We start from the raw sequence: 20,108 nt of genomic DNA on the forward strand, positions 1-20,108 counted from the left end.
GATGAATGGGGTGAATCATAAGTGAGTTCGATCAGACCAGAAGAAATCAGCTCGCTCATTAAAGAGCGGATTGCGAATTATAAAGCGGAAATTGAAGTTGTCGACGTAGGTACGGTTATCTCCGTCGGTGACGGTATCGCTCGTATTCACGGTTTGGAAAAAGCCATGCAGGGGGAGCTCCTCGAGTTCCAAAACGGCGTCATGGGTATGGTACTCAACTTAGAAGAAGATAACGTGGGTGTCGTTATTATGGGTCCCTTCCGCGAGATTAAAGAAGGGGATACCGTAAAACGCACAGGACGGATCATGGAGGTTCCCGTTGGGGAAGCGCTCCTCGGCCGCGTCGTCAACCCGCTCGGCCAACCGATCGACGGTCTTGGCCCGGTCAACACGACGGAATTCCGCCCGGTAGAAAACAACGCTCCTGGCGTAATGGCGAGGAAGTCGGTTCACGAGCCGCTGCAAACCGGTATCAAAGCGATCGACGCGATGATCCCTGTTGGCCGCGGACAGCGCGAATTGATCATCGGTGACCGCCAAACAGGTAAAACCGCAGTTGCCCTCGATACGATCATCAACCAAAAAGGGCAAAACATGATTTGTATCTACGTGGCTATCGGTCAAAAGCAATCCACCGTTGCCAACATCGTAGAAACCCTGCGTAAAGCAGGCGCTTTGGAATACACCATCATCGTATCCGCTACAGCTTCCGACCCGGCTCCGATGCTGTACCTGGCTCCTTACACCGGCGTAACGATGGGTGAATACTTCATGTACAAAGGACAGCATGTTCTGTGCGTATACGACGACCTGTCCAAACAGGCTGCCGCTTACCGCGAAATGTCCTTGCTGCTCCGTCGTCCTCCGGGCCGTGAAGCGTATCCTGGTGACGTATTCTACCTGCACTCCCGCTTGCTGGAGCGCGCCGCGAAGCTGTCTGATGAACTGGGCGGCGGTTCTATTACGGCTCTGCCGTTCATCGAAACCCAAGCGGGTGACATTTCCGCATACATTCCAACGAACGTGATCTCCATCACGGACGGTCAGATCTTCCTTGAGACAGACCTGTTCAACGCAGGTCAGCGTCCAGCGGTGAACACCGGTCTTTCCGTATCCCGCGTAGGCGGTTCGGCGCAAATCAAGGCGATGAAAAAAGTAGCGGGTCCGCTCAAGCTTGAGTTGGCTCAATACCGTGAGTTGGCTGCATTTGCCCAGTTCGGCTCCGACCTGGACAAAGCGACCCAGGCTCGTCTGACCCGTGGTGAGCGCTTGATGGAAATCATGAAGCAAGGCCAGTTTGAGCCGATGCCTGTTGAGAAGCAAGTCGCTTCGATCTACACGGCAACCAAAGGCTATTTGGATGATATTCCAGTAGCAGACGTAGGCCGCTTTGAGAAGGAGCTTCTGTCTTACCTGGATTCCAACAAACCGGAACTGCTGGAGCATATCCGTACGACGCATGAGCTCCCGGATGAGAAAGAATTTAATGCAGCGATCGAAGAGTTCAAAAAAGGCTTTTCGGTAACTCGCTAATCGTTAACCCGTAACCGGATAGACATCAGATGCATGCCTGGTTGAACCCGGCATGCATCCTCAAGGTGGTGAAAACGAGTGGCTAAAGGAATACGTGAGATACGACGCAGAATCAAAAGTACAAAAAATACGCGACAAATCACGAAGGCGATGAAAATGGTGGCGGCTGCCAAGCTTCGCCGCAACCAGGAGAAGGCTGAGGCGGCACGTCCCTATGCGGACAAGATCCAGGAAGTGATCGCAAGCATTGCGAGCGGGACTTCCGGTTCCAAGCATCCGATGCTCCAATCCCGCCCTGTGAAAAAGACCGGTTACATTGTCATCACTTCCGACCGCGGACTTGCCGGTGGATACAACGCCAACCTGCTTCGAAAAGTGACTACTACGATCGGCGAGAAGCACAAGTCCAAGGATGAATACGGCATTTTTGTCATCGGTCGTAAAGGTCGCGACTTTTTCAACAAGCGGAACTACCCGATTGCCAAAGAGGTTACCGGTCTGCCAGCCAGCCCGGAATTTGCCGATATCAAGCAGATTGCCAGTGCCGCAGTCCAGATGTTCGCGAATGAACAGATTGACGAGCTGTACCTGTGCTACAACAAGTTCCAAAGTGCAATTTCGCAAATACCTACCGTAAAACAACTGCTGCCGCTGGAACCTGTCGAAAACAATACGGCGCGCACAATGAATTACGAGTATGAGCCGTCCTCGGAAGAAGTACTGGCTGATCTGCTGCCAAAATATGCGGAGACACTGGTGTACAGTGCGCTTCTGGAAGCGAAGGCTTCCGAAGAAGGTTCCCGTATGACAGCAATGGGCAACGCGACAGACAACGCGACGGAGATGATCAACCGCTACACGTTGATCTACAACCGTGCCCGTCAGGCAGCCATTACACAAGAAATTTCCGAGATCGTTGCAGGTGCAAACGCACAGGCGTAATGGCAGCGAATAGCTCCCAATTTAGCTTTTAGGAGGGAAGAAGTAAGATGGCGAATGGACGCGTTGTTCAGGTAATGGGTCCGGTTGTTGACGTCGAGTTCGACCGCGGACACCTGCCTGCCATTTATAATGCGATCAAGATTCAACATAAAGCACAAAGCGCCGGTGAGCGCGATATCGATCTGACTGTTGAGGTTGCTACTCACCTGGGCGATAACCTGGTTCGTACCGTAGCGATGTCTTCTACCGACGGATTGGTTCGCGGCATGGAAGCAGTAGATACCGGTGCACCTATCTCCGTTCCGGTAGGGGAAGTAACCCTCGGACGCGTATTTAACGTTTTGGGAGATCCGATCGACCTGAAAGATATGGGTCAGGTAGATCGTCGCGACCCAATTCACCGCAAAGCACCTGAGTTCGCAGAGCAGGCGACTACAGTTGAAATCCTGGAAACAGGGATCAAAGTAATCGACCTCTTGGCTCCGTACATCAAGGGTGGTAAGATCGGTCTGTTCGGTGGTGCGGGTGTAGGTAAAACCGTTACGATCCAAGAGCTGATCAACAACATCGCGCAAGAGCACGGTGGTATTTCTGTATTTGCTGGTGTAGGGGAGCGTACCCGTGAAGGGAACGACCTGTACCATGAGATGAAAGACGCGGGCGTTCTGCCGAAAACCGCGATGGTATTCGGTCAAATGAACGAACCGCCTGGCGCGCGTCTGCGCGTTGCCTTGACCGGTCTGACCATGGCGGAGTACTTCCGTGATGAAGAAGGCCGCGACGTTCTTCTGTTCATTGATAACATCTTCCGCTTTACCCAAGCGGGTTCCGAGGTTTCCGCTCTCTTGGGCCGTATGCCATCCGCGGTAGGTTACCAGCCGACGCTGGCTACCGAAATGGGTCAGCTGCAAGAGCGCATTACCTCTACGAAAAAAGGTTCCGTAACGTCCATCCAGGCGATCTACGTACCGGCGGACGACTATACTGACCCGGCTCCTGCGACGACGTTTGCTCACTTGGACGCGACAACCAACCTGGAGCGTTCCATCGCCGAGTTGGGTATCTTCCCTGCGGTAGACCCGCTCGCATCCACTTCCCGCGCGCTGTCCCCTGACATTGTTGGTCAGGAGCACTACGACGTGGCTCGCGGTGTGCAAAAAATCCTGCAGCGCTACAAAGAGCTGCAAGACATCATCGCGATCCTCGGCATGGACGAGCTGAGCGACGAGGACAAACAAGTAGTTGGACGCGCACGCCGCATTCAGCGCTTCCTGTCCCAGTCCTTCCACGTTGCCGAGCAGTTCACCGGTAACCCGGGTCAATACGTGCCTCTGAAAGAAACCGTACGCAGCTTCAAGGAAATCCTTGAAGGCAAGCACGACCATCTGCCAGAGTCTGCGTTCCTGTATGTAGGAACGATTGAAGAAGCAGTAGAAAAAGCGAAAAGCATGGAGTAAGACAACCCTGGAAAGGGGAGACGTGAAGTGAGCAAGATGACAGTTGAAGTCGTAACTCCCGAACGGGTTGTCTTTAGCGGCGAAGCAACAATGGTAATTGCTCGTGGTGTGGCAGGGGAACTGGGTATCTTGCCAAATCACATACCGCTTGTAACTCCGCTTAAGGTTGCGCCTGTTCGGGTGAAAACCACAGGCGACAAAGAGACGTTAATTGCCGTAAGCGGCGGCTTTTTAGAGGTTCGCGGCGACAAGGTGACGATCTTGGCAGAAACTGCCGAGCTGCCTGACGACATTGATGTCGCAAGGGCCCAATCGGCGAAAGCTCGTGCCGAACAACGCCTAAACGAAAAGCAGGCAGATCTCAATCAGCGCCGTGCGGAATTGGCCTTGCAGCGAGCGATGACACGCCTTTTTGTTGCAAATAATAAGTAGGTTGATGAGACCCCCGCGTTTGCGACGACGGGGGTTTTTCATGTATGATTGGTAAATGGCCCTGCGTTATGTGTATAATATACCTAATGTGTTTTTGGCGGAGACAAGGAGAGTGAAACAGATGCAAACGATTCGAGATATCCGTAGTAACGACGATATCACACCGATCCCTAACGGCTTTAATGAAAATGGTTGGGCAAATATCTTGTCGCATGAGCTGACGCTGTTGTTTCATGCGATGTGTTATGTGGTAACCAAGTACGATTCCAAAGACGCGATGAAACAAGGATTAACAGAGATCAACGGATTAAGGGGAACCTTTTCAGATCTCGACAAGAACCTGTTTAAATCGGAAGAGTCGTACCAGGGGTATATCGAAAAACTGGAAAACCACAAGAGATTTATCGAACGCTCCAATTTCACGTATCCCAAGACGCGTGATGAGGCGATCGAACTCTTGACCCAATGGGGGCTCGTGCTGGACAAAGGGGAAGTCTGGGACGTTCCGGTCGATCCGTTCCCGGATGTACAAGAACACTTTACTTTGACGGACGAAGAGAAAGCAGCTTTGAACCACATCAAGCTGGAGGCGATCGTTCACCCGATCTTCAGCAAGCTTGTCCTCATCCTGCACGAAAAGGATGAAAATGAATTTAGCTACTCCAAGGCTGAGCTGAAAGAGCTGCTTAACATTGATGATGCCATGCTGACCGAAGTCCTGATCAAATTAACGCCGTACCTGGAAGAGCCGATTGAGAACTTCCTGGCCATTCCTGATGATGAACAGATGGAATTTACCGTCGTATGGGAGCGCATCTACGAGGACTTCCTCGGAACGGCTAATCCGCAGGCACTGCAGTAAAGAACGCGATCGAAAACCAAGGCTGTCCCACGGAGCATAAGAGCTTTGCGGGGCAGTTTTTTTGCTGACGAATTATGGATAATAGAATATTCGAAAAGTTTTATACCTCTGTTGTAACGGAAACCGAGGAAAAATCCATTCAGTAGCCGCAGCGAAATCTTCGGAAAAATAACGGAAGAAGGGACCAGAGTTCATCAAATTTTCACGGAATATAGGGAAATTTCCAAGCCTTTTACCTATTTTTATAAGTAATGGGCAGAATATTTCGAGAAGGTAAGGGCTTTCATTTTACACTGCTGTAACGATTTGTTATAATTATCTAGGAATTTTATTGATAAATGAGTATTTGTTCCAAAACTTACAGCATAACGGAGGGACATGATGAGTGCGCTCTACGCAAACAATTATTTGATTGTTACCATCTTTTTGGTACTTGGCGTACTGCTTCCGGTTGCAACGGTCAGCATCATCGGACCTATGCTTCGCCCCAACAATCCCACATCCGAGAAGCAGACCACGTATGAGAGCGGGAACATTCCGGTTGGAGACAGTTGGGTGCAGTTTAATGTGAAGTATTACGTATTTGCCCTGCTCTTCGTCATTTTTGACGTAGAGACGCTGTTTCTCTACCCATGGGCTGTCGCTTACAACCAACTGGGATTGTTCGCGCTGATTGAAATGTTGATCTTTATCGTGCTGTTAGTGATCGGGCTGATTTACGCCTGGAGGAAGAAGGTGCTGGAATGGAATTAAACCTTGAGAGCATTGATCCTTCGCTGCAAGAAGAACTGAACCGAAACGTCCTGATGACCACGATGGATACATTGAAGGGCTGGGTTCGCAGCAATTCGATGTGGCCGCTTACTTTTGGTTTGGCCTGCTGTGCGATTGAGATGATGAACGGCGGGGCTCCTCACTACGACCTTGATCGTTTCGGAGTTATCTTCCGCGCTTCTCCGCGCCAATCCGACGTGATGATCGTCGCCGGCACCGTCACCAAAAAAATGGCCCCGCTGCTTCGCCGCCTGTACGATCAGATGGCGGAACCCAAATGGGTGGTTGCGATGGGCTCCTGTGCCACTGCCGGAGGACCGTATGTTAAATCATACAGCGTAGTAAAAGGGGTAGACCAAGTCGTCCCCGTCGACGTCTACATTCCGGGGTGCCCGCCGAACCCGGCAGCACTGATTTACGGAATTAACAAGCTGCAGGAAAAAATCCGCTATGAAGCGAGGACTGGGAAGAAGGTGACCAGTCAATGAGTGAAGAAAAACGCAAGCCCACCCCTGAAGAAAAAGCGAAGGCGGCAGCTGAAGCGAAAGCCAAAGCGGAAGCGTTGAGAAAAATGAAAGAAGCAGATCAAGCGGGTGCGTCTGAGGCAGCCGCTCCTTCCGTTGACGGGCAGAAAGATCTGGCTTCCCAATCGTCCGTAGAGCCGGCCGCGGCGGCGGAGGCTGGAGAAACGGCAGAAGGCGGCGTCCAACAGGCAGCCGAAGCCGGGAAAATCGCGGAAGGCGGTTCTCCAGGGGCGGCTGATACCGGGCAGCCGGCAGAAGGCAGCGCCCCGTCGGCAGACGCGGATGCGAAGGCCAAGGCAGCAGCGGCGGCCAAAGCAAACGCGGCAGCCGCAGCGGCAGCAGCAGCCAAGGCGAAAGCAGCGCGTGTGGCGGCGGAAGCCGGGGAAACAGTGGAAGACGGCTCCCCGTCGGCAGACGCCGATGCGAAGGCCAAGGCGGCAGCGGCGGCGAAAGCAAAAGCGGCAGCCGCAGCGGCAGCAGCAGCCAAGGCGAAAGCAGCGCGTGTGGCGGCGGAAGCCGGGGAAACAGTGGAAGACGGCTCCCCGTCGGCAGACGCCGATGCGAAGGCCAAGGCGGCAGCGGCGGCGAAAGCAAAAGCGGCAGCCGCAGCGGCAGCAGCAGCCAAGGCGAAAGCGGCTCGTGAGGGGGCAGAAGCCGGAGAAACAGCGGAAGACGGCGCCCCGTCGGCAGACGCGGATGCGAAGGCCAAGGCGGCAGCGGCGGCGAAAGCAAAAGCGGCAGCCGCAGCGGCAGCAGCAGCCAAGGCGAAAGCGGCTCGTGAGGGGGCAGAAGCCGGAGAAACAGCGGAAGACGGCGCCCCGTCGGCAGACGCGGATGCGAAGGCCAAGGCAGCAGCGGCGGCAAAGGCGAAAGCAGCAGCCGCAGCAGCAGCCAAAGCGAAAGCGGCCGGAGGCGGAGCAGCGGAGGAGGAAGCGCCAAAACCGCCGTCCAAAAACCAGCCGTACCTGGACAAATACGTGAAGCTGATCAGAGACAAATTCGGTGCGGAAGTGTTAGAAACTTCTTATATTAATGAGCTGGCAAAAGAGGTTCCCACCCTGGTCGTAAAAAACGATCACTGGTTTGAGGTGGCCAAGTTCTTAAGGGATGAGGAGGAGCTCCATTTTGAGTACTTGTCAGATCTGCACGGAGTGGATTACGATGACCGCATGGAGGTCTACTATCACTTCTATTCCTATAAAAATCGGCAAAGCCTTGCCGTCAAAGTAAAGACCAATCGCGAACAGCCAAGTGTGCCGTCGGTGATGCCCCTGTGGTCCGGAGCCAACTGGAACGAGCGGGAAACCTATGATCTGCTTGGAATCGATTTTCCCGGCCACAGCGATTTGCGCCGGATCATGCTCTCGGATGACTGGGTCGGGCACCCTTTGCGCAAAGATTATGTGCAGTACGACGAGGAGGTGTAGAGGATGAGTACCTCTCCTGCAACAGATATTCGCACGGAAGAGATGCTGCTGAACGTAGGGCCGCAGCATCCAAGCACACACGGAGTATTCCGGCTGGTGGTCAAGCTGGACGGGGAGACGATCACGGAAGCGGATCCCGTCATCGGCTACTTGCACCGCGGCACGGAAAAACTGGCGGAAAACCTTACGTATACGCAGATCATCCCCTATACGGACCGGATGGACTACCTTTCGGCGATGACCAACAACTACATCATCTGCCACGGCGTGGAGACGATGATGGGTCTGGAGATTCCCGAGCGGGCCGAGTACCTCCGGGTGATCGCGATGGAACTGAATCGGGTGGCCAGCCACCTCGTCTGGTGGGGGACGTTTCTCTTGGACATGGGCGCGATGAGTCCCTTTTTATATGCCTTCCGTGACCGGGAAATGATCCTCGAGCTGTTTAACGAACTGTGCGGTGCACGCATGACGTTTAACTACATGCGCGTCGGCGGGGTAAAATGGGACGCTCCCCCGGGATGGATCGAAAAAGTAAAAGACGTGGTCGAACACGTGAAGAAACAGCTCCCCGGCTACCATAATCTGGTCACCGGCAACGAGATCTTCCTAAACCGGATCAAAGGCATCGGCCAATACGACCAGCAGACGGCGCTCGATTACTCGCTTTCCGGTGTCATGCTGCGCTGTACCGGCGTGAAGTGGGACCTGCGCAAAGACGAGCCCTACAGCATCTATGACCGCTTTGAGTTTGACGTTCCTACCGCCACAGGGGGAGACTGCTTCACCCGTTATCAACTGCGGATGGCCGAGATTGAACAGTCCTTGCGCATTTTGGATCAGGCGTTAGAGCAGTTCCCAAGCGAAGGAGAGATCATCGGGAAAGTCCCTCGGGTGATCCGTCCTCCTGCAGGCGAAACGTATGTGCGGATAGAGGCTCCACGCGGGGAGATCGGCGTCTACATCGCCAGCCAGGGGAAAGACAAACCGTGGCGCATGAAGTTTCGCCGGCCTTCATTTGTCAACCTGCAAATCCTGCCCGAGCTATTGAAGGGAGTCAACATATCCAATATGGTCGTGATCTTGGGAAGCATTGACATCGTTCTCGGGGAGGTTGATTGCTGATGCTGCAATGGCTGAATCAGACACCCTCCTTGTGGAATACGACTCTGTTTGCCATCAGTGCCGTCCTTTTGCTGGTCGTCTTGCTCGGCTTCGTCACATATGCCATCTACTTCGAGCGCAAGGTTATTGGCTGGATGCAGCTTCGCTACGGGCCCAATCGCGTGGGGCCGCTGGGACTTTTGCAGACCGTGGCCGACGTGTCCAAACTTTTGCTCAAAGAGGATACCCGTCCCAAACACGCCGACAAAGCGCTGTTTGCGTTGGCTCCGATACTGGCGTACGCCCCGGCTTTCGGGGTCTTGGCAGTCATGCCGTTTACGGACAAAATCCAGTTTGCCGACCTCGGAATCGGATTGCTCTACTACGTAGCTTTATCCGGCATCACTGTCCTGGGAGTCATTACAGCCGGGTGGGCGTCCAACAACAAGTACTCGCTGATCGGCGGGCTCCGGTCGGCTGCTCAAATGATCAGCTATGAGGTGCCGCTGGTCATGTCGGTGGTCGGCGTGGTCCTGATGACGGGCAGCCTCAACCTGAGGGAGATCGTGCTGGCCCAACAGGACGTGTGGAATATCGTTCCGCAGTTTCTCGGCTTTGTCGTGTTTGTCATTGCGGCTCAGGCGGAGCTGAACCGCACGCCGTTTGACCTGCCGGAAGCGGAATCCGAGCTGGTAGCGGGCTACCACGTAGAGTACTCCGGTTTTCGCTTCGCCATGTTTATGCTCGCGGAGTACGTGTACATGTTTGGAATGGGAACGCTCATCACCATTCTGTTCCTCGGGGGATGGCTGCCGATACATCCATCGCTCAGTTTTATCCCGGGGATTGTCTGGTTTATCTTAAAGTTTTCGCTCTACGTGTTCTTCCAGTTTTGGGTCCGGGCTACCATGCCTCGCCTGCGGGCGGACCAGTTGATGTCCTTTGCCTGGAAAGGCCTGCTGCCGCTTGCCCTGTTCAACATTCTGCTGACAGCAGCTGTGATTTCCTATCAAAACGGCATGTTTTAGGGCAATGCCATACTTAAGGAACAAGTCTAACATTCAGGGGTGAAACACATGCTAGGATTCGCCAAGGGATTGGGGTACACTCTGAAGCAGCTTTCCCAAAAGAAAGTGACGCATATGTACCCGGACGTGCCCATCCAGATGCCTTCGCGGTTTCGGGGAATTCAACACTTTTCGCCGGAGAAGTGCATTGTCTGCAACCAATGTGCGCGCATCTGCCCGACCGAATGCATCCAGTTGACGGGAAAACCGCATCCCGACCCGGAGAAGCGAGGAAAAGTGATTGACACCTACGACATCAACTTCGAGATCTGCATCCTCTGTGATCTGTGCACAGAGGTTTGTCCGACGGAGGCGATCGTCATGACCAATAATTTCGAACTGGCCGCATACAGCAGGGATGAATTATTCAAGAACCTGGAGTGGCTCGACGACAACAATACCAACGTCAGGGAGGAGAACTAGTGATGACTGGCTCATTTGCTGCGTTCTTTATCCTGTCTCTCCTGACGATCGGGGGAGCGGTCTTCATGATCAGCTTTACCCGGGTGGTTCATATGGTTATCTCGATTGGGATTACGTTTTTGAGCATTGCCGGATTATTCGTCCTCCTGGAGGCGGAATTCGTGGCGATCTCCCAAGTGCTGGTATACTCCGGGGCGATCTCGATCCTCATGCTGTTCGGCATTATGCTGACCAAACACGACGCTACCGATGAAGGGAAAAGCCGAGCGCAGAAAAGCTGGATCAGCTTTGTCGCCGTCGCTGTTTTCTTTATCCTGATGTTCTTTGCCATTCAGAACGCTCCCTGGCCGAATGTGCCTGCAGAGGGGACTCCAGACGTAAGCAATGTCAAACAGATCGGGATTGATGTCTTTACGAAGTACGTCATTCCGTTCGAGCTTCTGTCCGTCCTGCTATTGGTATCGCTGGTCGGTGCGATAATCATGGCGAAGAAAGAAGGGGGGAAAGAGTAATGGGTGTGCCGATTTCTTCTTATTTGCTGGTTGCGCTGATCCTGTTCTCGGTAGGGTTGTTCGGCGCGTTGACCAAACGAAACGCAATCATCGTACTGCTGTCTATCGAACTCATGCTAAACGCGGTCAACATCAACCTGGTGGCGTTCGCCAAATACGGATTGTACGCCAACATTACCGGGCAGATATTCAGCCTGTTTAACATGACCGTAGCAGCCGCAGAGGTAGCTGTGGGCATCGCCATCCTCATCTCCCTCTACCGCAACCGCAATACGGTACAAGTCGACGAAATGGATACGATGAAACAATAGACCAAGGAAAAAGGAAGGAGAACTTATGGATACAATGATGCAATACGCCTGGCTCATTCCTCTTTTTCCGCTTTTGGCTTTCATTGTGATCGTCTCGTTCGGACGGCAGTTGAAAGAGGGATCCGCCTATATCGGGATTTTGGCTGCGGCCATTTCCTTAGTAATGGCGCTCATGACATTTTTCGCCCGGTTTGGGGAGGGAGCCATCGACTACGGCCTTAATGTAAGATGGCTGCAAATGGGCGACAGTGTCGTGACGATGGGGTTTGAGGTAAACCAGTTAAACGCAATGATGCTGGTGATCGTGACAATCGTCAGCCTGCTGGTGCAGATCTACTCCAAAGGATATATGCACGGCGACGAACGCTTTCCCGTGTTTTATCAATACCTGTCGCTGTTTACATTTTCGATGCTCGGCCTGGTCATTTCCCCCAACCTGCTGCAAGTATACATATTTTGGGAATTGGTCGGAGTTTGCTCTTTCCTGCTCGTTGGTTACTACTATTTTAAGCCGGAAGCAAAAGCCGCTGCCAAAAAAGCGTTTATGGTGACGCGGATTGGTGATGTAGCCCTGTTTATCGGAATCATCCTCTTGTTCTGGTGGACGGGTTACTTCAACTACTCGGATATCTTTAATGCGATCTCCGCAGGTAAATTGGAAATGTGGCAGATTACCTTGACAGCATCCTTGATCTTTATCGGGGCAGTGGGCAAATCGGGCCAGTTTCCGCTGCATACGTGGCTGCCTGACGCCATGGAGGGTCCGACGCCGGTATCTGCCTTGATTCACGCGGCGACAATGGTGGCGGCCGGGGTCTACCTGGTGGCGTCCGCATATCCGCTGTTCATCGCGTCTGATGCAGCACTTACGATCGTCGCTTACGTCGGCGGGTTTACCGCGATCTTCGCCGCATCCATCGGCTTGACCCAGCGGGACATCAAGCGGGTGCTGGCGTACTCCACCGTAAGTCAGCTCGGGTTTATGATGCTGGCTTTGGGAGTAGCCGGCGCTGCCGGTTATGCCGCGGGCGCCTTTCACCTGATGACTCACGCCTTTTTCAAGGCGCTGCTGTTCCTCGCTGCGGGCAGCGTGATTCATGCCGTTCATACGCAGGACATTTTCGAAATGGGCGGCTTGTGGAGAAAAACGCCGATTACCGCGTGGACATTTCTCATCGGCTGCCTGGCGATTGCCGGTATTCCGCCGTTTTCCGGGTTTTGGTCGAAGGAGAATATACTCGGCGCCGTCTACCTGGCTCACCGCTACGATCTGCTTGTGCTGGCGCTGGTGGCCGCGTTCTTTACTGCGTTTTACATGTTCCGCTTGTTCTTTGTGACCTTTACGGGCAAATCGGCAGGGTCGGAAGAGGTACATGAGTCGCCGGCCGTCATGACCATCCCGCTGATCATTCTGGCAGCCTTGGCGTTGGTATCCGGCTTTATCAACACGCCGTTTGCTCCGATCCTGAATGAATGGCTGCTGTCCGGTTCGGTAGGGGATCTGATATACGGGACGCTGGGGCAGGAAGAAGGACACGCTCCTTGGTTCTTGCAGATTGCGGCGATCGTCGTCTCTCTGCTTGGGATCTACCTGGCCTACATCATGTACGGCAAGCGGTCGCTGCCCGTTCAGAGCGTCGTGAGCTATGCACCCGGACTGTACCAGTTGTCGTATCACAAGTATTACATCGATGAGGTTTACCAGGCGGTGTTTGTCCGGCCGCTGACAAGCATCGGGCGGGCTTTTCGATGGTTTGACCTGTACATCATCGATGGGCTCGTCGGATTGGTGGCGAAGATTGTCAACACCGCAGGTTCACTTCTGACCCGCCTGCAAAATGGGCAGGTGCAGCGGTACGGGCTGATCGCCTTGCTGGGACTCGTCCTGTTAATTGTCGGTTTTACGGCGTATGGAGGTGCAGCGCATGTTAAATAGTTATCTGCTCAGCCTGATTACCTTCTCACCGCTGCTCGCGATCGTCGTCCTGGCGTTTGTGCCAAAGCGGCAAGGCGGCACGATCAAGTGGATCGGGGTACTGGGTACGCTTCTGCCGCTGATCCTGTCGCTCATGATGTTCGCCGGCTTTCAATATGAGTCATCGTCGGTGCAGTTTGCCGAAAAAGTGCCGTGGGTGACCATCCCTTTAACCGGCTCGCCGACGGGCGAATTGGTCTCGCTGAAGATCGACTACGAGATGGGTGTCGACGGGATCTCGATGCCGCTGATGCTGCTGACTGCGATTGTCGCCACGATGGCAGCTATCGCATCCTGGAATATAAAACGGCGTCTGAAAGAGTACTTCATCCTGTTCCATATCCTCTTCATCGGGATGCTCGGGGTATTTGCCACGCAGAGTCTGTTTCTCTTCTTCATCTTCTTCGAGCTGACCTTGATCCCGGCCTATTTCCTGATCGGGATATGGGGATACGCGGAAAGAGAGAAAGCGGCCAACAAGTTTTTGCTTTACAACGGCGTAGGCTCGGCGATTATGCTGATCGCGTTTATCGCCTTGTTCCTGAACGTTCCGAACGAAGACATGCAGATGACGATGAACATGAGCGAGCTGGCCGCATCGTTTGCATCCGGTGAGCTTCCGCCGGAGCTGATGTCTCCCGCTTTGCAGTTTGGGCTGTTCATCGCGTTGTTTATCGCGTTTGGGATCAAGCTGCCGATCTTTCCGTTCCATACGTGGATGCTGAAGGTTCACGTACAGGCGCCGCCGCCGGTGGTCATGATCCACTCCGGTATTCTGCTGAAGATGGGCGCCTACGGACTGCTTCGGATGGGCATCGGATTTTTCCCTGCAGAGGCCTACAGCTTTGCCACCTGGATGGCGGTGCTGGGAGTCATCAACATCCTGTACGGGGCGGTGCTCGCTTTTGTGCAGAAAGATATGAAAATGGTCATGGCTTACTCCAGTATCAGTCATATGGGCGTCGTTCTGCTGGGCTTTGCCGCGATGAACACGATCGGCTTCCAGGGGGCCGTCTTCCAGGTGATCTCGCACGGGTTTATCTCGGCGCTTATGTTCTTCCTGATCGGCGTTGTCTGGGAGCGGACCGGTACTTCCACGATCACGGAGCTCGGCGGATTAGCCAGGTCAATGCCGTTTATCAGCGGCATCTTCCTCGCCGGAGCAATGGCCTCCCTCGGATTGCCGGGGATGTCCGGGTTTATCAGCGAGTTTCTCTCCTTCCTCGGATTGTTTGGAGCCATGCCAATTCTGGCAGCGGTGGGAACGCTCGGCATTATCCTGACGGCAGCGTACCTGCTGCGGGCCGTGCTGCGGACGACGTTTGGTCCGACGCCGGAACGCTGGGTTCGCCTGGCAGACGCCCAGCCATTGGAAGTGGTGCCGATGGTCGTGCTGCTGGGATTCATTATCCTGATCGGCATCTATCCCGCCGTTCTAAGTGATCCGCTGCAAGAGACGCTGAAAACAATCGTACCTATTGTACATGGGATAGGAGGGTAGACACATGGATGTAAAAGATATCTTTCAATACAACTGGAGCTACCTTCTGCCGGAATTCACCATACTGGGATTTGCTACCCTGCTGTCGCTGATTGACCTGGGCCTCGGCAAACGGAACCGGGCCGTCCTCGGCTGGCTGGCTTTGGCCGGCGTCATTCTCGCGGGGGGATTCGTCCTGTGGAATGCGCAGATTCATCAAGAACCGTTTTCCTATATGAACGACATGCTGCGGGTGGACAGCTTTGGCAACGCCTTTAAGCTGATCTTCCTGGGCGGTGTGGCTTTTAGCTTGATCATGTCGCAGTCCTATATGAAAATATCCGACGAGGTGACGCATCGCGGCGAGTATTACTACCTGATGCTGACCGCCCTGCTCGGCGCGATGATCATGGCTTCCTCAGCGGACCTGATCACGCTGTTCGTCGGACTGGAGCTACTATCGATCTCCTCGTACATCATGGTGGGCCTGCGCAAAAAAGTGCTGCAATCAAACGAGGCGTCGTTTAAGTACCTTGTCACCGGAGCGATTTCCTCGGCGATCATCCTGTTCGGGATGTCCTATGTGTACGGATTGACCGGATCGACCAATCTCTATCAGATCTCTCAGCGTTTAGCGGAGGCGTATGCCGGCGGATTCAGCTTCTTGATCCTGCTGTCGTTCGCATTTTTGGCCGTCGGACTCAGTTTTAAGATTTCGACGGTACCCAATTACATGTGGACACCCGATGTCTACCAGGGAGCGCCTACTCCGATCACTGCGTTCCTGACGGTCGTGTCGAAGGCGGCGGGTTTTGCCATCGTGATTCGCCTGCTGCTGGTCTCCTTTGTAGGGTTGATCGACCCGAATCTCTATTCGGCGGCAAGCGGCGGCCGGGTCTTCTTCGAGCAGCCGACCTTCTTCTTGTCTGTCATTGCCGCCCTGTCGATGATCTTCGGCAACACATTGGCTCTGCGTCAGACGAATGTGAAGCGGATGATGGCCTATTCAGGCATCGCCCAAGCCGGGTACTTGTTGGTGCCGTTTGTGACTTTGACACAGCTGTTTTTTGAACAGACGGTTTTTTACCTGTTCGCCTACCTGTTGATGAGCTTTGGCGCCTTTGCCATCATCATGGCGGTTACCTATGATCGGAAGAGCGAAGATCTGAAGAGCTTCGCCGGGTTGTATCACCGTTCGCCCCTGGCGGCGGTGGCCATGACCATCTTTATGCTGTCACTGGCCGGGATCCCGGTAACGGCCGGATTTTTCGGCAAGTTCTATATCTTCATCAGTTCGGTGGCGGTGCATCAATACTGGTTGGCGGCCGTGATGATCGGAACCAGCGTGATCTCGTACTACTACTATTTTGGCTTTATCCGGCAGATGTATATGCGTCCCGGCAACACGGAAGCGCCGCTTCGCCTGCCGAAAGGGGTCGTATTTATCGTCGCCGTGACGGCGATTGCCACTGTTGTGTTCGGGGCGGCGCCTGAGCTTATCACCCAATATGTTCATCATCACTTTAACTCCGGCTTTGATTTTGGTAATCTATTAGTACCAAGCAAAGAATCATAACAAAACGGTCGGGATCTTTTTCCGACCGCATGCAAGTGAGGGGTGGCAGCCAACCTGCCTCCCCCTTTTCCATACATAACGGTAAGGAGTCGTGATGGATGTTCGGGTCATTTGGCTTGTCGGCACTGCTGACTATTTTTATTTCGCTTGTTTGCATTGCGCTCAGCTGGTGGGCACTGCAGGCTTTCCGGCTGGATCTGTTCGTGAAAAAACCGGACAGCGCACAGGTGAAGCTGCTGCAAATCCTCTTATCGATCTTCCTGGGGCATGGCGTAGCCCGGTTTTTCCTCGATTACCTAAGTTCTTCCCTGCTGCTGCAAGACTTGTTTAAATAAGGCCGCGCCTCGACAACCGGCGGGAGCACTCACATAAGTCGGATTTTGGTCGCTGCAACTGGTATATCCCACCATTTTTCCGTGCAGACTATTCTTATAAAAGCAGAGAGAAAGAAATGCACGGGGAGAGGGTTGCGATGTCCAAAAGAACAATGCAGGCGGTATTGGCCTTGTTGGCATTGCTGCTGGCGTACTATCTGCCGGCAGCAGCTAAAGAACGCAATGACAGCGCCGCATCAACGCAGGCAGCTGCCATGATTCAGGCGGTGGAATCTACGGGTGCGCAGACTACGGAGATCCTATATCGGACATCGGTGCAGCTTGAACGTGTAAACAGTACCAAAGACCTAATTGCTCTCGGCAGCAAATGGAGTAAAATGCTCTCAGTGCCTGTTTCTCATCATTTAATGAGGGAAAATGAGCTGCAAGTATACGAAACAGGTATAAAGACAGGCGGTGCAAAGTTTCAATTTCGGCTGATTGGGGTACCTAATGGAGAAGAATATCTGACACATCTAGTATTGTCCATCCAAGGAGAACGCTCACATTTACAAGATGTAGTGCAATTGCTGCAAATGGCGGACCAGACGCTCCGGCGTGCCGGGGTGATTCCGCAATTTAGTACTTGTATTCGTGGAATGTACAGTGATACACTGATTGATGATCAGCAGGAGGGCAAGATTTTTGCTGTGCTAACATCTCTCCAAGCCAATGAAATTGAGCGCCTGCAGGATGAAACGGTAACGAGTGTTTCCGCTTACACGGAACTGTGGGGCCATTTCATCACAACGAACCATGAAAAAATGAATGTACAGGTGGCCACACATCTAGACAAGAGAAATAATGTGACGCGTATCACCGTCGGGACACCTATCATCACAGCGGAATATTAAGCACGCGGAGGGATACACATTGGAAAAAATCGTTGTCCGCGGTGGTAAGGTTTTAACGGGAACTGTGAAAGTATCAGGGGCAAAAAATGCCGTCCTCCCGATCATCGCCGCATCGATTCTAGCTGAAGAGGGTGTGTGCGTCATTCACGACGTACCAGGACTGGACGATGTTCACACGATCTGCGAGTTGCTCAGAACCCTGCAGATCGATATTACATACGACAGTGAAACCTTGACGATTGACGCCACGAAGCTGGAAGGAATTGAAGCTTCATACGAATTGGTCCGAAAAATGCGAGCTTCGTTTCTCGTTATGGGGCCGCTCTTGGCCCGCAGCGGAAAAGCTCGCATCGCTTTGCCCGGAGGCTGTGCAATCGGCACCAGACCGATCGATCAGCACCTGAAGGGGTTTGAAGCGATGGGGGCCAAAATCGACATTGGCCAAGGCTTCATCGAAGCGTCCGTAGCCGGACGGTTAAAAGGGGCGAAGATTTATCTGGACATCGCCAGCGTAGGCGCTACGGAAAACATCATGATGGCTGCTGCGCTCGCAGAAGGAACGACTGTGATCGAAAATGCCGCAGAAGAACCGGAGATCGTGGATTTAGCCAACTTCCTGAACGGCATGGGGGCAAAGATTCGCGGCGCCGGGACAGGTTCTATTCGCATTGAAGGCGTGGAGAAGCTTCGCGGCTGCACCCATGCCGTAATCCCGGACCGGATCGAAGCGGGAACCTTTATGGTGGCTGCTGCGATCACCGGCGGAGACGTCTTTGTGGAAAATGCCATCTGCGACCATCTGAAATCCATTACAGCCAAGCTTCGCGAGATGGGCGTAGAGGTGGATGAGATGGAAAACGGCGTTCGCGTGCGCCGCAAGGGCCCGTTAAAGGCTGTCGACGTAAAGACGCTGCCGTATCCGGGTTTTCCTACCGACATGCAGTCGCAGATGATGGCATTGCTATTAGCATCGGAAGGGACGAGCATCGTTACTGAAACCGTCTTTGAAAATCGCTTTATGCATGTGGAAGAATTCCGCCGCATGAGTGCCAATATTAAAATCGAGGGACGCAGCGCCATTGTGGAAGGCGGCGTAAAGCTGACCGGCTGCAGGGTGTGCGCGACGGATCTGCGGGCTGGTGCCGCACTGGTGCTGGCAGGACTGATCGCGAACGGTGAGACGGAAATAACCGGGCTGCATCATTTGGACCGGGGTTACATCGATTTTACCGAAAAATTCCAGGGGCTGGGAGCGGCGATCAAACGCGTATCGATGGTCGAGGTGCCGGTTTCCCATACGGTAAAACCAACGGTCCTGAAAGGCGATCTGTCTGCAAATCTCATATAGGAACGCACAAGACTTCCGTTTTGGAAGTCTTTTTCCTTTTTCATAGACTATTTGTTCTACCCCTTCTGCACAAGTCATAGACTATAATGGTCAGATTGTCCTGAGGAATGCAGGAGGTGGAGATAATGTTGCGACGTTACTTGCTTTTTCTGCTTACGGTTCTACCGATACTGCTGATCGCGCTGCCGGCCGGGATCGTTCTCTATTTTTCTCCGAATGCTAGTGTTGCCCCGCCGGTTTCGAGTGAACAAGGGACGACAGCCAGCAACGAGCCGCAGCCGGAAGTAAAAGTATACCGTTCAGAGAAACAGAAGACGGAGACGATTCCATTAGAAAGGTATATCGAAGGCGTCGTAGCGGCGGAAATGCCGGCCGAATTCGAACTGGAAGCCCTAAAGGCACAGGCACTGGCTGCCCGAACCTACATCGTGAGGCGCCTGGCAGAAGGGAAATTTGAGGATGTGCCGCAAGGAGCCCAGGTGCTTGATACGATCCAGCACCAGAAGTACCTGGACGATGAGGAACTAAAAGCGATCTGGAAGGAAAATTACGACGCGAAAAGGGACCGCATTCGCCAGGCGGTAAAAGGGACAGCAGGCATGATCGTCACCTTTGAAGGAAAACCGATCGATGCGACGTTTTTCTCCACGAGCAATGGGTTTACCGAAAATGCCAACGAGTATTGGAATCAATCGATTCCCTATCTTCGCAGCGTGGCGAGTCCCTGGGACCGCGAATCGCCGAAGTATCAGGTCGTCACGGAGATGAGCCTGGCAGACTTTGAGCAAAAACTGGGAGTATCATTGGACGCTCAGGCAATCAGCACGGGGAGTATTTACTCGGTCATCGAGCGGACGACGGGAAACCGGGTAGGCAGGGTACAGATCGGCAATAAAGTATTTACAGGAAAGGAAGTAAGGGAGCGGCTGGGATTGAACTCCACGGCGTTTGCGATGACGCTGAAGAACAACAGCTTGCAGATCACGACACAGGGCTACGGACATGGTGTCGGCATGAGCCAGTGGGGAGCCAACGGCATGGCCAAGGAAGGAAAGCGGGCGGAGCAAATCGTCAAATACTTTTATCAGGGGGTCTCTTTGGAAGACTACCATAAAATCCTGCCGAGCTAAGCG

Annotated in this window: 20 protein-coding genes; all 20 read left to right on the plus strand. The window is 53.5% G+C overall.

Translation table 11 applies throughout. From position 1 onward, the window contains the following. The first annotated feature begins 21 nt into the window (after positions 1-21). The 20 genes from atpA to spoIID all read left to right on the plus strand — a co-directional run bounded on the left by atpA (position 22) and on the right by spoIID (position 20,105). Positions 22-1,533, plus strand: a complete 1,512-nt coding sequence (gene atpA / locus ACI7RC_RS03770) for a F0F1 ATP synthase subunit alpha (RefSeq protein ID WP_408106895.1) — start codon at positions 22-24, stop codon at positions 1,531-1,533. A 78-nt stretch (positions 1,534-1,611) separates the two neighbouring features. After that, entirely contained in the window at positions 1,612-2,475 is an 864-nt protein-coding gene (atpG, locus tag ACI7RC_RS03775; protein ID WP_408106896.1) for an ATP synthase F1 subunit gamma, read from the plus strand. A gap of 47 nt (positions 2,476-2,522) precedes the next feature. Then, on the plus strand, positions 2,523-3,932 hold the full coding sequence (gene atpD / locus ACI7RC_RS03780; protein WP_408106897.1) for a F0F1 ATP synthase subunit beta: 1,410 nt from the start codon (positions 2,523-2,525) through the stop codon (positions 3,930-3,932). 27 nt (positions 3,933-3,959) lie between these two features. Further along, positions 3,960-4,364 carry a F0F1 ATP synthase subunit epsilon gene (locus ACI7RC_RS03785; RefSeq protein ID WP_408106898.1) on the plus strand — a complete coding sequence of 135 codons (405 nt, stop codon included), beginning with the start codon at positions 3,960-3,962 and terminating at the stop codon, positions 4,362-4,364. A 121-nt stretch (positions 4,365-4,485) separates the two neighbouring features. Continuing rightward, positions 4,486-5,226: a DUF6042 family protein gene (locus ACI7RC_RS03790; RefSeq protein ID WP_408106899.1), complete on the plus strand. Its 741-nt coding sequence runs from the start codon at positions 4,486-4,488 to the stop codon at positions 5,224-5,226. A gap of 381 nt (positions 5,227-5,607) precedes the next feature. Next, a complete protein-coding gene (locus ACI7RC_RS03795; RefSeq protein WP_019121088.1) occupies positions 5,608-5,979 on the plus strand; it encodes an NADH-quinone oxidoreductase subunit A in 372 nt (123 codons plus the stop codon). Continuing rightward, on the plus strand, positions 5,970-6,488 hold the full coding sequence (locus ACI7RC_RS03800) for a NuoB/complex I 20 kDa subunit family protein (protein WP_408106900.1): 519 nt from the start codon (positions 5,970-5,972) through the stop codon (positions 6,486-6,488). Before ACI7RC_RS03795 ends, ACI7RC_RS03800 begins: the two co-directional genes overlap by 10 nt. After that, a complete protein-coding gene (locus ACI7RC_RS03805; RefSeq protein WP_408106901.1) occupies positions 6,485-7,951 on the plus strand; it encodes an NADH-quinone oxidoreductase subunit C in 1,467 nt (488 codons plus the stop codon). Before ACI7RC_RS03800 ends, ACI7RC_RS03805 begins: the two co-directional genes overlap by 4 nt. 3 nt (positions 7,952-7,954) lie before the next feature. Further along, positions 7,955-9,076: an NADH-quinone oxidoreductase subunit D gene (locus ACI7RC_RS03810; protein WP_408106902.1), complete on the plus strand. Its 1,122-nt coding sequence runs from the start codon at positions 7,955-7,957 to the stop codon at positions 9,074-9,076. Continuing rightward, on the plus strand, positions 9,076-10,083 hold the full coding sequence (gene nuoH, locus ACI7RC_RS03815) for an NADH-quinone oxidoreductase subunit NuoH (protein ID WP_408106903.1): 1,008 nt from the start codon (positions 9,076-9,078) through the stop codon (positions 10,081-10,083). The genes ACI7RC_RS03810 and nuoH overlap by 1 nt, the downstream gene beginning before the upstream one ends. 48 nt (positions 10,084-10,131) lie before the next feature. Continuing rightward, positions 10,132-10,545 (plus strand): NADH-quinone oxidoreductase subunit NuoI, encoded by a 414-nt coding sequence (gene nuoI, locus ACI7RC_RS03820; RefSeq protein ID WP_019121093.1) that lies wholly within the window; start codon positions 10,132-10,134, stop codon positions 10,543-10,545. 2 nt (positions 10,546-10,547) lie between these two features. After that, the gene (locus ACI7RC_RS03825) at positions 10,548-11,057 is read left to right on the plus strand and encodes an NADH-quinone oxidoreductase subunit J (protein ID WP_408106904.1); all 510 of its coding nucleotides are present in this window, start codon (positions 10,548-10,550) and stop codon (positions 11,055-11,057) included. After that, positions 11,057-11,368: an NADH-quinone oxidoreductase subunit NuoK gene (gene nuoK, locus ACI7RC_RS03830; RefSeq protein WP_408106905.1), complete on the plus strand. Its 312-nt coding sequence runs from the start codon at positions 11,057-11,059 to the stop codon at positions 11,366-11,368. Before ACI7RC_RS03825 ends, nuoK begins: the two co-directional genes overlap by 1 nt. 25 nt (positions 11,369-11,393) lie before the next feature. Then, positions 11,394-13,304, plus strand: coding sequence for an NADH-quinone oxidoreductase subunit L (nuoL, locus tag ACI7RC_RS03835; RefSeq protein WP_408106906.1), 1,911 nt, complete (start codon positions 11,394-11,396; stop codon positions 13,302-13,304). Continuing rightward, complete coding sequence (locus tag ACI7RC_RS03840) at positions 13,294-14,844, plus strand: complex I subunit 4 family protein (RefSeq protein WP_408106907.1); 1,551 nt, start codon at positions 13,294-13,296, stop codon at positions 14,842-14,844. The genes nuoL and ACI7RC_RS03840 overlap by 11 nt, the downstream gene beginning before the upstream one ends. Before the next feature lie 4 nt (positions 14,845-14,848). Beyond that, complete coding sequence (nuoN, locus tag ACI7RC_RS03845; RefSeq protein WP_408106908.1) at positions 14,849-16,399, plus strand: NADH-quinone oxidoreductase subunit NuoN; 1,551 nt, start codon at positions 14,849-14,851, stop codon at positions 16,397-16,399. 98 nt (positions 16,400-16,497) lie between these two features. Further along, positions 16,498-16,734, plus strand: coding sequence for a DUF1146 family protein (locus ACI7RC_RS03850; protein WP_019121098.1), 237 nt, complete (start codon positions 16,498-16,500; stop codon positions 16,732-16,734). Between the two features lie 137 nt (positions 16,735-16,871). Continuing rightward, a complete protein-coding gene (locus ACI7RC_RS03855) occupies positions 16,872-17,627 on the plus strand; it encodes a YwmB family TATA-box binding protein (protein WP_408106909.1) in 756 nt (251 codons plus the stop codon). 19 nt (positions 17,628-17,646) lie between these two features. Next, positions 17,647-18,975 (plus strand): UDP-N-acetylglucosamine 1-carboxyvinyltransferase, encoded by a 1,329-nt coding sequence (gene murA, locus ACI7RC_RS03860; protein WP_408106910.1) that lies wholly within the window; start codon positions 17,647-17,649, stop codon positions 18,973-18,975. 128 nt (positions 18,976-19,103) lie between these two features. Next, positions 19,104-20,105 (plus strand): stage II sporulation protein D, encoded by a 1,002-nt coding sequence (gene spoIID / locus ACI7RC_RS03865; RefSeq protein ID WP_408107042.1) that lies wholly within the window; start codon positions 19,104-19,106, stop codon positions 20,103-20,105. The last annotated feature ends 3 nt before the right edge of the window (positions 20,106-20,108 follow it).

It is taken from the genome of Brevibacillus sp. B_LB10_24 (assembly GCF_046036945.1).
Taxonomy (GTDB): Bacteria; Bacillota; Bacilli; order Brevibacillales; family Brevibacillaceae; genus Brevibacillus_C.

Excerpts from the sequence above, each read along its gene's own strand:
- atpD (WP_408106897.1), top strand. The coding sequence starts at position 2,523 with ATGGCGAATGGACGCGTTGTTCAGGTAATGGGTCCGGTTGTTGACGTC.
- ACI7RC_RS03790 (WP_408106899.1), top strand. The coding sequence starts at position 4,486 with ATGCAAACGATTCGAGATATCCGTAGTAACGACGATATCACACCGATC.
- ACI7RC_RS03795 (WP_019121088.1), top strand. The coding sequence starts at position 5,608 with ATGAGTGCGCTCTACGCAAACAATTATTTGATTGTTACCATCTTTTTG.
- ACI7RC_RS03800 (WP_408106900.1), top strand. The coding sequence starts at position 5,970 with ATGGAATTAAACCTTGAGAGCATTGATCCTTCGCTGCAAGAAGAACTG.
- ACI7RC_RS03805 (WP_408106901.1), top strand. The coding sequence starts at position 6,485 with ATGAGTGAAGAAAAACGCAAGCCCACCCCTGAAGAAAAAGCGAAGGCG.
- ACI7RC_RS03810 (WP_408106902.1), top strand. The coding sequence starts at position 7,955 with ATGAGTACCTCTCCTGCAACAGATATTCGCACGGAAGAGATGCTGCTG.
- nuoH (WP_408106903.1), top strand. The coding sequence starts at position 9,076 with ATGCTGCAATGGCTGAATCAGACACCCTCCTTGTGGAATACGACTCTG.
- nuoI (WP_019121093.1), top strand. The coding sequence starts at position 10,132 with ATGCTAGGATTCGCCAAGGGATTGGGGTACACTCTGAAGCAGCTTTCC.
- ACI7RC_RS03825 (WP_408106904.1), top strand. The coding sequence starts at position 10,548 with ATGACTGGCTCATTTGCTGCGTTCTTTATCCTGTCTCTCCTGACGATC.
- nuoK (WP_408106905.1), top strand. The coding sequence starts at position 11,057 with ATGGGTGTGCCGATTTCTTCTTATTTGCTGGTTGCGCTGATCCTGTTC.
- nuoL (WP_408106906.1), top strand. The coding sequence starts at position 11,394 with ATGGATACAATGATGCAATACGCCTGGCTCATTCCTCTTTTTCCGCTT.
- ACI7RC_RS03840 (WP_408106907.1), top strand. The coding sequence starts at position 13,294 with ATGTTAAATAGTTATCTGCTCAGCCTGATTACCTTCTCACCGCTGCTC.
- nuoN (WP_408106908.1), top strand. The coding sequence starts at position 14,849 with ATGGATGTAAAAGATATCTTTCAATACAACTGGAGCTACCTTCTGCCG.
- ACI7RC_RS03850 (WP_019121098.1), top strand. The coding sequence starts at position 16,498 with ATGTTCGGGTCATTTGGCTTGTCGGCACTGCTGACTATTTTTATTTCG.
- ACI7RC_RS03855 (WP_408106909.1), top strand. The coding sequence starts at position 16,872 with ATGTCCAAAAGAACAATGCAGGCGGTATTGGCCTTGTTGGCATTGCTG.